General features: G+C 67.0%; 9 protein-coding genes. 5 read left to right on the top strand and 4 right to left on the bottom strand.

The features are described from left to right. Positions 1–33: 33 nt before the first annotated feature. Positions 34–1,737 carry a nucleobase:cation symporter-2 family protein gene (locus ACVT6V_RS24515; protein WP_489896686.1) on the bottom strand — a complete coding sequence of 568 codons (1,704 nt, stop codon included), beginning with the start codon at positions 1,735–1,737 and terminating at the stop codon, positions 34–36. A gap of 115 nt (positions 1,738–1,852) precedes the next feature. On the opposite strand from ACVT6V_RS24515, the gene ACVT6V_RS24510 reads away from it, so the two are divergent. The 3 genes from ACVT6V_RS24510 (at position 1,853) to ACVT6V_RS24500 (ending at position 5,560) form a co-directional block, all read left to right on the top strand. Next, positions 1,853–2,329, top strand: coding sequence for an NUDIX hydrolase (locus tag ACVT6V_RS24510; RefSeq protein ID WP_489896685.1), 477 nt, complete (start codon positions 1,853–1,855; stop codon positions 2,327–2,329). A gap of 75 nt (positions 2,330–2,404) precedes the next feature. Beyond that, complete coding sequence (locus ACVT6V_RS24505) at positions 2,405–4,072, top strand: LuxR C-terminal-related transcriptional regulator (RefSeq protein WP_489896684.1); 1,668 nt, start codon at positions 2,405–2,407, stop codon at positions 4,070–4,072. A 78-nt stretch (positions 4,073–4,150) separates the two neighbouring features. After that, on the top strand, positions 4,151–5,560 hold the full coding sequence (locus tag ACVT6V_RS24500) for an FAD-binding oxidoreductase (RefSeq protein WP_489896683.1): 1,410 nt from the start codon (positions 4,151–4,153) through the stop codon (positions 5,558–5,560). Here the strand turns inward: ACVT6V_RS24500 and ACVT6V_RS24495 are convergent. From ACVT6V_RS24495 to ACVT6V_RS24485, 3 genes are read right to left on the bottom strand one after another with little or no spacing between them, the layout of a single operon-like run. Next, positions 5,557–7,044 (bottom strand): aldehyde dehydrogenase family protein, encoded by a 1,488-nt coding sequence (locus ACVT6V_RS24495; protein ID WP_489896682.1) that lies wholly within the window; start codon positions 7,042–7,044, stop codon positions 5,557–5,559. The two genes, ACVT6V_RS24500 and ACVT6V_RS24495, sit on opposite strands and share 4 nt — an antisense overlap. A gap of 21 nt (positions 7,045–7,065) precedes the next feature. Further along, positions 7,066–7,446, bottom strand: coding sequence for a cupin domain-containing protein (locus ACVT6V_RS24490; protein ID WP_489896681.1), 381 nt, complete (start codon positions 7,444–7,446; stop codon positions 7,066–7,068). A gap of 45 nt (positions 7,447–7,491) precedes the next feature. After that, complete coding sequence (locus ACVT6V_RS24485; RefSeq protein ID WP_489896680.1) at positions 7,492–9,012, bottom strand: APC family permease; 1,521 nt, start codon at positions 9,010–9,012, stop codon at positions 7,492–7,494. 143 nt (positions 9,013–9,155) lie between these two features. On the opposite strand from ACVT6V_RS24485, the gene ACVT6V_RS24480 reads away from it, so the two are divergent. Beyond that, the gene (locus ACVT6V_RS24480) at positions 9,156–10,067 is read left to right on the top strand and encodes a LysR family transcriptional regulator (protein WP_489896679.1); all 912 of its coding nucleotides are present in this window, start codon (positions 9,156–9,158) and stop codon (positions 10,065–10,067) included. A gap of 502 nt (positions 10,068–10,569) precedes the next feature. Continuing rightward, positions 10,570–12,213 (top strand): HNH endonuclease signature motif containing protein, encoded by a 1,644-nt coding sequence (locus tag ACVT6V_RS24475; RefSeq protein ID WP_489896678.1) that lies wholly within the window; start codon positions 10,570–10,572, stop codon positions 12,211–12,213. Positions 12,214–12,310: the final 97 nt, after the last annotated feature.

The following is a 12,310-nucleotide window of genomic DNA, read 5'->3' as shown; positions in this document are numbered from 1 at the left end:
TCGGAAGGCGCCGGTGAGGATCGCGCGGTCGTGTCAGGAGCCTCGCCGCGAGAACCCGCCGCCGGTGTGCTGGTCCCAGTCGTCGAACAAGCGTGTCACCTTGGGGTCGCCGAGGCTCTTGATCCAGTCGCACAGATCCTTGGGCGCCGCCGGATTGGTGACGATGAACGGGTGCAGGCCCTCATCGTGCTCGGCGAGGTAGCGCAGGGTCTCCGGTGGAGTGTCCGGATCGGCGGCCGCCAGTGCGTCACGCGGATCGAACGCGGCGGCCCGCATGGCGTCGGCGCTGGACAGGCCGAGTCCGTTCTTGGTGACCACCTCGATCTCGCCGGTGTTGTGGTAGTCGACCGGATCCGGTGAGGTGCTCTTGGTGTTCAACAGCAGGTTGAGCACGATGGCGGTCAGTGCGCCGGCGCTGATGCCGGAGTGGAAGATCGTCTGGAACCAGTCGGGGAACTGGTGGTACATGTCCAGCGAGACGTTGACGGGGCTGTCGCCCAGCGAGCGGTCGGTGTAGTAGATCTTCGCTTCGGTCAGCATCGCGACGCCGACCGAGATGGCCACCACGAGCACATTGGTGTTGCTGAACTTGACCTTGGTCAGCGTGCGGACGCCGCTGGCGGCGACCATGCCGAACAGGGCCACACCCGCGCCGCCGAGCACCGGCTGCGGGATGCCCTCGACGATTGCGCCCATCTTGGGTAGCAATCCGAGGACGACGAGGATGATGCCGGCACACGTCGCGACGTGCCGGGTACGGACACCGGTGATCGCGACCAGCCCGACGTTCTGCGCGAACGCGGTGTAGGGGAACGTGTTGAACACGCCACCGAGGACCGTGCCCAGACCGTCGGCGCGCATGCCGTCTGCGAGTTTCTGCGGGGTGATCTTCTTGTCGACGATCTCCCCGACGGCGACGATGTCACCGGTGGTCTCGGTCATGATCACGAGACCGACGATCACCATCGAGATGATCGAGCTGACCTCGAAGGTCGGAAATCCGAACTGGAAGGGCTGCGGGATCGCGACCCAGGGGTTCTCGCCGACGGCGTCCCAGTTGGTCATGCCGAATGGGATGGATACGAGCGTGCCGATGACGAGGCCGATCAGCACGGAGACACGTTTGATGGAGTCCGGGGCGAAACGCTCGAGTGCGATGATCACCGCGAGTGTGAAGAACCCGAAGGCGATCGCCTTCGGCTCGCCGAAGTCCTCGCCCGTCGCGGTGCCGCCGCCGAACCAGCCTGCGGCCACCCGCATCAACGAGACGCCGATGATGAGGATGATGGTGCCGGTGACCAGGGGCGGGAAGAATCTGATGAGCTTGCCGACGATGGGCGCGGCCGCGATCATGAACACACCGCAGGCGATCACCGACCCGTAGATCGAGGTGATGCCGTGTGACGTGCCGATGGTGATCATCGGTCCGACCGCCGCGAAGGTGACGCCCTGCATGAGCGGGAGCCGTACCCCGAACCGCCAGAACCCGACGGCCTGCGTGATCGTCGCGATACCGGCGACGAACAGGTCGGCCATGATCAGGTGGACGATGTCGCCCTGCTCGAGCTGTCCGGCGCTGACCATCGCACCGCCGACGATGAGCGGCACCGCGACCGCACCGGCGTACATCGCGAGGACATGTTGGATGCCCAGGGGTAACAGCTTGGCCAGTGGCGGTATCTCGTCCACCAGGTGAGGTGTGGTCTTGCCATGTCTGATCGTGTCGAGAACCGCCATATGCAGTGTCTACGAGTCGGACGTTTCGGACACGACGCAGCCGTGTCACGGCCGTGTTTCCACCTTGAAAATGTCCGCGGGCGAGCGGCGAAGGGGCGCGGGGCAGAATGGTCCGATGGCCACCCGCAAACGCAGTGCCGGGCTCCTGCTGTTCCGTCGTCGCGCCGACGTCGTCGAGGTTCTCATCGCCCATCCCGGCGGTCCGCTGTGGGCCCGCAAGGACGACGGCGCCTGGTCGATCCCGAAGGGTCTTCTCGAACCCGACGAACAGCCGGAGGCGACGGCCCGACGTGAATTCGCCGAAGAGATCGGCAGTCCGGCACCCGACGGTCCGGTGCTCGATCTCGGCGACGTCACCCAGGCGAGTGGGAAGACGGTGACCGGATTTGGGATCGAGGGTGACCTGGACACCTCGACTGTCGTCAGCAACACCTTCGAGATGGTGTGGCCGCCTCGATCCGGAAAAATGCAGAGCTTCCCCGAGATCGACCGCGCCGCGTGGGTCGACCCCGAGACCGCGCGCGTGAAACTCAATCCGGCGCAGGCCGAGTTCGTCGATCGTCTGCTGTCCGAACTCGACGGTCAGGACTGAGCGCGACAACTTTCCCTGCCGTCACCTGCTTCGGCGACGTAGGGGAACCGGCTGAGCAGGCCTAGAGTTGGGGGAGTGGGTGAGCCCGGTGGAGACCCTCTCGCGGCGGCCGCTCTGGCGGCGGCGGCGGGTGACTGGGCCACGGCCCGGACCGGTTTCGCGGCCGTGGTCGAACGCGATCCGATCGGGGAGGCGCTCGCCGGCCTGGGCGACGCACAATGGTGGCTGGGGGAGACCGAGGCCGCGGTGCGACATCAGGAGCAGGCCTATGCCGCCTTCCGCCACCGGGGCGACGACGTGCAGAGCGTCGTGGTGGCGGTGGCTCTCTACCTCGTCCAACGAGTGAGTCTGGGCAACGTTGCCGCCGCACGAGGATGGCTCGCCCGGGCGAAACGGCTGGTCGAGGAGTGCGATCTCGCTCCGCTGAGGGGCTGGGTGAGCCTGATTCGTGCGCATGACAGCGCCGATCCGGCAGCCGCCGAGGCGCTGGCCATCGATGCGCGCAAGTGTGCCACGAGATTGGGCGACAGCGATCTCGAGCTCTGTGCGATCAGCCAACTCGGCGCGGTTCTCGTCCGAACCGGCCGGCAGTCCGAGGGGACGGCGCTCCTCGATGAAGCGATGGCGGCCGGGCTGGCGGGGGAGGCGAAACGTCCACACACCGTTGTCTACGTCGGCTGTAATCTGGTCAGCGCGTGTGCCGAGACCGCACAGGTCGAACACCTCGTCGAGTGGGTGCATGCCGCGGACACCTTCAGCCGGCGATTCGGCGGATTCCACCTGCACACCACGTGCCGGACATCCTTGGGGATCGCGCTGTTCGCGGCGGGCGACTTCGCCGGTGCCGAGCACGAATTACGCGAGGCGTTGCGTGTCGGGGCGGCGGCAGAGCCTGCGGTCTACGCCGAGGCGGCGGCCCGGCTGGCGGAGCTTCGGCTGGTGCAGGGCAGACCCGATGAGGCCGCCGGTTTGCTCGACGGGTTGGAGGCGTACGTCACCAGCAGCTACCCGCTGGCGATGCTCGCCATCACGCGTGGAGACCCGGCCTCGGCCCGGCGCCTGGCATTTCGGCGCGCCCGGGAATTGCAGGGTGCTCTCGATGACGGGGCCGAGGACCGGCGTGATTCGTATCGCCCAGGTCTCGGGCCCTGCGTGGAAGCGGCACTGGTCTGGGAGCTGCTCGCGACGGTGGGCTGTGACGACGAGACCGTGGTGGAACACCTGTGCGGCCTCGCCGATGAGACCGATTGCGAGCAACTGCGTGCGAGGGCGTTGCGAGCGGCAGGAAGGATGCATGGCGACATCCGCGAACTCGAACAGGCTCTCAGGATGTTCGGTCGCCTGCGACTCCCGCTCGAGGCCGCCCGGACCCGACTCCGACTTTCCTGGGTACTCGACGGAGACGACGCCGTCGACGAGGCCCGTGCCGCTCTCGCTGCCTTCGAAGGGCTCGGTGCCGGACATGATGCCGACGAAGCGGCCGCCCGCCTACGCCAGCTGGGCGTCCGGGCCGCGCGCGGTGGACCGGCACATCTCGGCGAGCTGACCCAGCGTGAGCGCGAGGTGTTGACCCTACTGGGCCAGGGGCTGTCCAACCGGGAGCTCGCCGACCGACTCTTCCTCTCGCGCAAGACGGTCGAACGGCACGTACGCAATGTCCTGTTCAAGCTGGGGCTGCGCAATCGTGCCGAAGCCGCGGCCTACGTCGTCCGACACGAGGACGCGATCCGCTCCGGGAATTGAGGGTTTTCACCGATGCTGGATCGCTCGGCTGGTCGGACGCTGGACACCAGCACCAGGTTCCCGACCAAGGAGGGCGTCATGGCCACCACCGCCGACAGGCTCATCCACGCGCTCGCACACAGGCTGCACGGCGACATCGTCGAACCCGGGGATCCGGTCTATGACGCGGTCAGAGAGATCGACAACCACGTGCAGGACCGACACCCGGCCGCGGTGGTCCGCTGTGCCGACGCGGCTGATGTCGCCACCACGGTTCGATGCGCCGTCGCCGACGGTATCCCGTTGGCCGTCCGCGCGGGCGGACACAGCGCACCCGAACACAGCTCCGTCGACGGCGGGCTGGTGGTGGACCTGCGTGCCATCGATCACGTACGGGTGGATCCGGAACGCGGCATCGTCGCGATCGGCGGCGGGGCCCGTGCGGGTCAGGTGGACACGGCCACCCATCGACACGGGTTGGCGACGACCACCGCCACGGTGTCCACCGTGGGACTCGCAGGCTTCACGCTGAGCGGAGGCATCAGCCACCTCACCCGCAAATACGGTCTGGCCGTGGACAACCTGGTCGGCGCGGACGTGGTGCTCGCCGACGGTTCGATGGTCACGGCGGGGCCCGGCGGCGACGACGACCTGCTGTGGGCGTTGCGTGGCGGAGGCGGAAACGTCGGGGTGGTCACCGAACTGCGGATGCGCGCGCACCCGGTGTCGATGGTGACCGGGGGACCCATGATGTTCCCGCTGGAGCACACCGAACGCCTCGTGCGGCTGTTCCGTGACTGGATCGCACAACAGCCTGACGACATCTACGCCTATCTTGCGCTCCTCACCCTGCCGCCGGACGAGACCATGCCCGAGGAGTTGCGCCTGCGGCCGGTGTGCGCGCTGATGTGGTGCAACACCGCTGAGGCGGATCGTTCTGATGCCGCACTGGCGCCATTTCGTGCCGAGAGCCCGCTGCTCGACGGTGTCGGGAGAATGCCCTATCCGGTCCTGCAGTCCATGTTCGACGGTGGTGCGGCCGCAGGCCGGTACGGCCACCTGACCGGACTGTTGTTCGAGGATCTCCCGGACGCGGCGGCAGCCAGGTTCGCCGAGTTCGGCGGCGCGACACCCACACCTTTGTGCATGACACATCTCTATCCGCTCGACGGTGCGGCTGCCCGCGCGGACCGGACCGACACCGCATGGCCATGGCGCGAGGCGGCGTTCGCGCAGATGTTCGCCGGACTCGCTCCCGTCGACGGCCTTCAGAATGCGATCGCGGGGTGGGCGAACGACTTCCGCGATGCCCTGCGTCCTTACTCGCTACCCGGCTGCTACGCGAACTTCGTGATGGACGAGGGTCCGGACGTCGCTCGCGCCTGTTACGGGACCAACGCGCAGCGCCTTGCCGAACTCAAGGCCCGCTATGACCCGGACAACGTCTTCCGGCGCAACCAGAACATCCTGCCTGCGGTGCTCCCGCCGGGACGCTCGACGAGACACTAGCTTCGTGCGATCCAGGTGGTCTTGAGCCCGGTGAACTTGTCGATCGCGTGCACCGAGAGATCCGATCCGAACCCCGATGCGCCGAATCCGCCGAAGGGGGTACCCGGCGACAACGCGTCGACGGTGTTGATCGACACCGTGCCCGCGTGTAATGCATCCGACATCCGCAGCGCCCTGTCGAGATCCGCGGTCCACGTCGATGCCGCCAGGCCGTACGGGGTGTCGTTGGCCAACCGGACGGCCTCCTCTTCGGTATCGAAGGGAATCACGACGAGAACGGGTCCGAAGATCTCCTCGGTCACCGCGGGGGAGTCGAGGGGCAGGTCGACGATGACGGTCGGCTCCATGAAGCAGCCGAAGTCTCCGATCGAGTTGCCGCCGAGCACGATTCGCCCGCTTTCGCGTGCACGGTCGACGGCGCTCAGCACCTGGTCGAGTTGCTTGCGCGACACCATGGCGCCGGCGACCGAGGCGTGGTCGAGCGGGTCGCCCGGACGATAGGCGGCGGCGTGGTCGATCACCTTCGCCACGAAGTCGTCGAGGATCTCGCGCTGCACCAGGAGCCTGCTGTTGGCCGAGCAGACCTCACCCTGGTTGCCGAAGATGCCGAAGCAGGCCATCTCGGCGGCACGGTCGAGGTCGGCGCAGTCGGCGAACACGATATTCGGGCTCTTGCCGCCGCATTCGAGCCACACCTGCTTCATGTTCGACTCGGCGCTGTAGGCCAGGAACTTCTTGCCGACCTCGGTGGAACCGGTGAAGGTCAGGCAATTCACGTCGGGGTGCAGGCCGAGGGCACGTCCCGCGGTGGCGCCGAGGCCGGTGACGACGTTCAACACGCCCGGCGGGATCCCGGCGTCGATCGCGATCTGTGCCATCCGTAGCGCGGACAGGGGTGATTCCTCTGCCGGCTTGAGCACTACCGTGTTACCTGCTGCCAAGGCGGGGGCCAGCTTCCAGGCGGCGATGTCGAGCGGGAAGTTCCAGGGAACCACGGCGCCGACGACGCCCAGCGGAACCCGCCGCACCAGCGCGACACTGCCGTCCGCGGTGGGCGGGAGCTCGCCGGGCAGCTTGTCGATGACCTCGCCGTAATATCGGAAAACTGCTGCGGCACCGGGGACTTCGACCGCAATCGAATCCCGGATGGGCTTGCCCATCTCGAGGGTCACGAGCAACGCCAGTTCCTCGGCGTGCTCCATCAACAGATCCGCGAACCGGTTGAGGATCGCGCCGCGTTCGCTTGCCGACAGTCTCGACCATCGGCCGTCGTCGAATGCCTTGCGTGCGGCCGAAACCGCCGCGTCGACGTCGGCGACGTCGCCGGCCGCCACCGCGGCGAGAACCTCGCCGGTGGCCGGATTGACGACGTCGAAGGTGTCGCCCGACTCCGCGGGTACCTGTCGGCCGTCGATGAAGGCGGCCGTGGGGAACTTGATCGCGGCGGTGCGTGCATGCCAGTCGATCGAGGTGAGGTCAGACATGGTGATGGCGACTTTCTCTGATCAGGCCAGGTAGAGAGCGAACTGCTTGAGCAGCGGCTCGGTCACGCGGTACTCACCGCGCCACCCGCGACGCAGCGTGAACGCCTCGCCCGCCGAAAACGTGTGTGCGATGCCGTCGTCGCCGGTCAGCGTGAGCGAACCTTCGAGCACGCGGGCGTATTCGTCGCCAGGGTAGGACTCGATGTACTCGGTGTAGGGCTGTGCCTCCCACGAGCCGACGATGAACTTCTCGTCGTCGCTGGTCAGGTGGATCGCTTCGCGCTCGCGCGGTTCGCCCTCACGGAGAGTCTCGGCGGTCACGTATTCGCTCGGCGTCATCGCGGCGCGTGCGTCCTCATCGGCTCGCACGAGTTCGGGAGTGGTCAGTTCGGTGGTCGTCATGTCGTCGTCCTTCGTTGTCGGTGTGGTTGTCGGTTGTCGCTGTGGTCAGCTGACGGGTTCGGTGAGGTTCTCGCATCGGACGTCGGCCGAATCGGGCTTGATCACAGCGACACTGCGGGCACGCAGGTAGCCGGCGACGGCGATGACGGTGAGTACGGCCAGGGTGCCCAGTGTGAACACCTCGAACCGCATGCGGGAGACGCCCCAGGTGTCGAGGAAGGCGTAGTCGACGCCGAAGAGGTGCTCCAGTGTGCCCGGGAACACGGCGACCCACACGCCGAGCGCCGCCCAGAAGGTGGTCAGTCCGACGGCGATGGTCATCCCGATCGTTCCACCCGGAACGGCGTACGGACGCGGCGTGGTCGGCCGGGTGAACCGCAGGCGCAGCGCTGCGGGGAATACCAGCACGTAGGCGACCAGCGACGTGGAGATGGTGATGGTGAGCACCACACCGAAGGTGGCGGCGCTGTCGCCGCCGGAGAAGATGACCCCGGCGACCATGAAGACGAGGGCGATGAGACCGGTGAAGATCCCGACCCGCAGCGGGTTGTCCGTACGTTCGTCGAACTTGGCGAAGTAGGGGAAGAACCCGCCGTCGCCCGCGGCAACGGCCAACGCTCGGTTGGCGGCCATCGCCCAGGTGGCGCCGGTGATACCGAGGGCGAGGATGAAGGCGATCACGGCGATCTTCACCATCACCGACGCGGCCGGACCGAAGACACCGAACACGGTGTTGACGGCCGCCATGAATCCGGCGATGCCGGTGATCTCGTCGGCTGGCAGGACGAGCAGCAGCGCCAGGACGGGCAGGGCGTACACCAGGATGCCGACGAGTCCGCCGAACGCGATACCGCGCGGGACGTCACGCTGGGGGTTCTGCATCTCACCGCCGGCCTGGCTGGGCACCTCGAAGCCGACGAGTGAGAAGAGCAGCAGTGGGACCAGCCCCAGGAATCCGGTCATCGTCGGTGACCAGGACACCGCGCCGATGCCGTGGAAGCCGTGCTGGATGCCGTAGACAAGGGTGGTCACCAGGAACACTGCCGCCAGGATCAGCTTGATGTAGGTGCCGGCTCGGAAGATGAGCCGGGCGCGCCGCATCGCCAGCAGGGTGATACCGACGGAACCGAGAACGAATGCGATCTTGAACGCGAGGTCGCCGAGCGTGCCGGTGCCGACCGGGTGGATGAACGAACTCCACGCCTCGGTGCTGATGAAGGCGAGCGAGCCGCCGATCCACAGCGGATTGATCGACCAGTACATGATCGTCGCGAGCGAACCGGCCAATTTTCCGAAGGCTCGCTTCACCCACTCGTAGAGACCACCCTCGTCGGGGAACGCGCTGCCGAGCTCCGCGGTGACCAGGCCATAGGGAATCATCCACAGCAGCCCGAGAACCAGGAGCCAGGTGAAGGTCTCACCGCCGAACGACGAGATCTCGCCGACCATGTCGAGGCTGATCAGCGCCGACAGGATCATGATCGGAACGTCGAGGCGCTTCAGCGAGTGCCGGAGATGGACTGAGTCGTGCGATCCGGAGTCGGACAGCTCGGGTTGTGCTCCCATGGGAAACTCCTGCTCAGAGTGGGGTGCTGTAATGCGTTCTACCAGCTTGCGGGCTTGCACATCATCTGTACAGTCGGTGTTTTCTTGGTTTAGGATCGGCTGCATCGAACCAAATCCGGGTCGGTGCGAAGCGAGGTGGGCGGATGGCCGATTACACGCTGCGGCAGCTCGAATATTTCGTCGCAGTGGCCGAGGCCGGCAGCATCACCGGTGCTGCGTCGGCGGTGCATCTGTCGCAGTCGGCGATGTCGACCGCGCTGACAGATCTGGAGGGTGCGCTAGGCGTTCAACTGCTGGTCCGCCATCACGCCAAGGGGATCACGCTGTCGCCGGCGGGCCGGGAGATGCTGGTCGCCAGCCGCCGGTTGCTCGCGTCGGCCGCTGATCTCCGGTCCGCGGCCCAGGGTCTCGGCGGTTCTCTCACCGGCACGCTCTCGATCGGATGCTTCGAGGTGACGGCCCCCTATCTGCTGCCCGAGTTGCTCTCCACCGCGGCCGACAAGCTGCCGAAGCTACGATTGCAGACCTCCGAGGTCGATCTCGCCGACCTGGCCGAGGGCGTCGCCGACGGCACGTTCGAACTGGGTATCGGTTACGACCTCGTCGACGATCCACGCCTGAAGCGGTGGCCGCTGCGCACCCTGCCGCCGTATGTGTTGGTGGCCGGCGATCATCGGCTGGCGGGGCGCCGCGAGATCCACCTGGCCGAGCTCGCCGACGAGCCGATGGCGCTCCTCGATCTGCCGCACAGCCGCGACTATTTCCGGCGGGTCTTCGCCGAGGCGGAAGTGACCCCGAACGTGCGGTACCGGTCGACGACGGTGGAGACCTGCCGGGCACTGGTCGGACGGGGGCTCGCCTACACCGTGCTGAACCTGAAGTCGGCGGTGCCGATGGCGCTCGACGGTCACCAGGTTGCCGCAGTGCCGATCGCCGACGACGTGCCGGCGCTGACCATGGTTCTGCTCAACGCCGTCGCCGCCAAACCGACACGTCGTGCGAGCGTGGTGGCTGATCTGTGCCGGAACCTTTTCGGGAGTGACGCCGAGGAGTGAGCGCGGACTTCCGTGTGTCACCAACTGGTAGCTGTGGAGCCCGTGAGCGAAAGTGCTTGGGCGTGACCATCCGGTTGCTGTGGAACCCGTGAGCGAGAGGGTGCGCGTGACCATGCGGTCCCTGTGGAGGCCGTGAGCAAAGAGGGTGTGCGTGACCATCCGGTCCCTGTGGAGGCCGTGAGCAAAGAGGGTGTGCGTGACCATCCGGTCCCTGTGGAGGCCGTGAGCAAAGAGGGTGTGCGTGACCATCCGGTCCCTGAGGAGCCCGCGAGCGGAGCGAGCGCGCGTCACCATCCGGTCCCTGAGGAGCCCGCGAGCGGAGCGAGCGCGCGTCACGAAGGGCAACCCGCGGCCGAGAAAACTTGTCGGTGCCCGGTTGTAAGTTTGTTGTCAGCAGGAATTACAGAGCAATGAGGGACCGCGTCACCCGCTCTCGGGTGTCGCAGATCAGAGACGAACGTGGGTGTCCTGCAGCCGTGTCCGCATCTCTGGAAGGTCGCGCGTGTCCTCGTCTGCCGCCCCGTCAGCCGAAACGCCGCTGTGGCGCGGCCTGTCGCGCGAGTACGTGGGCGGCATCGAACTCGATCGGGCCGATGATGCGGACATCAACGATCTGCTGCTGGGGATGAAGGACATCGACCGCGGGCACTCGTACCTCGCGTATGCCGACTACCGGTTCGCCGGCGTACTGTTCGATCGTCTCGTCGCCACCCGTGAGGACACCGACGGCTATGTCGTCGACGGGTTCGCCGACGCCGCCACTCGAATTGCGCAGCTGCGCAACATGACCCGCCATCAGGCGGAAGTCTTGCTCGATGAGGCCATCACCCTGCGCGACCGGCTCCCCAAGGTGTTGGAATGCCTGGGCGACGGGGTCGTCGCCCAGTGGCAAGCCCGCAAGATCATCACCGGCACCGCGCTGATCGACGGTCAGGACTATGCGTCCCTGGTCGACGCGCAGATCGCCGAGCGGCTGCGGGCCGGATCGTACTCGGCGCAACGGTTGCGGGACATGGTTGATCGCATCGTCTTCCGCCAGGATCCCGATGCGGTGCGTGAGCGTCGCAAAGACGCTGTGGACAAACGTGGTGTGTGGCTGGAGAACCGCGGCGACGGGACCGCCGAACTGACCGGGGTGATGTCGGCGGAGAACGCGCGCATCGCCTACGCGCGGATCGAGGCCGTGGCCGCCAGGGTGTGCGAGCACGACGGTCGCACGAAGAATCAGCGTCTCTCGGATGCCGAGTTCGCGCTGCTCAGCGGTAGCGACTACACCTGTGAATGTGGCCGCGATGACTGCTCGGTCACCGCCGCGACCCTCGAACTCGACACCGACTCCGACGGCAACCCGGCAGGCCCGTCGGGCACGGCGGGTACGGCGGGTACGGCCGGGTCGACCGCAGTGATGCCGGTGACGCCGAAGGTGGTCGTCCACGTGGTGACCGACGAGGCCACCTTGGCGGGCCGGGCCGACAATCCCGGCTTCATGGAGGGCCACGGCGTCATCGACGGCGCGCATGTTCGTGAACTGGCCGCCCGTCCCGATGCGCGGATATCCCATCTGATCCCGCCGAACACCCCCATGAACCCGGACGGCACCTTCACGCTGCCCGGGTCGATCGCGTCAGACCCGTACCGGCCGACCACCGCGCTCGACGAGTTCATTCGTATCCGTCACGGCTACTGCAGCGAACCCGGGTGCGGCAAGAGTGCGTGGGAGTGCGATGGCGAGCATGTGCGCGAGTTCGACCACGGCAACCCGGCCGGCGGTGGCCAGACCACCTCGGAGAACATGAATCCGAAATGCCGTCCCTGGCATCTGCTCAAGACCTTCGGCGAGTGGCTCGACGACATGTGGCGCGACGTCAACGGCCGATTGTGCACCGAGACGGTCACTCCCGAGGGTCTGGTGATTCCTGGAGAGGCCGAGACGCTGGAGGATCTCTTCCCGGGCCTACGACGTGCCCGTTTCACCGCCGTACCCCAGGCCCCGCCCGCCGGCACTGGCACCGGCACCGGCACCGGTGACGACGCCGAACGCCCGACCCGCAGGCGCAGTCGGACGGCGAACAAACACGCCCGCCGTCGGGCCGAGAGGAATCGAAACCGCAAGCGCAACAACGAGGGTCCACCGCCGCCCTTCTGAGGTATCGGTCGCCTGCGGGAAAGGCACGCCACCGGCCGAGTGCGACGAAGCCTCACGTGACACTCGGCCGACGGCGATGGGATGCGTGATCGTGTTG

It is taken from the genome of Gordonia sp. LMA167 (assembly GCF_058130025.1).
The sequence above is the reverse complement of the archived record's forward strand: the minus strand, read 5'-3'. Positions and strand labels throughout refer to the sequence as shown.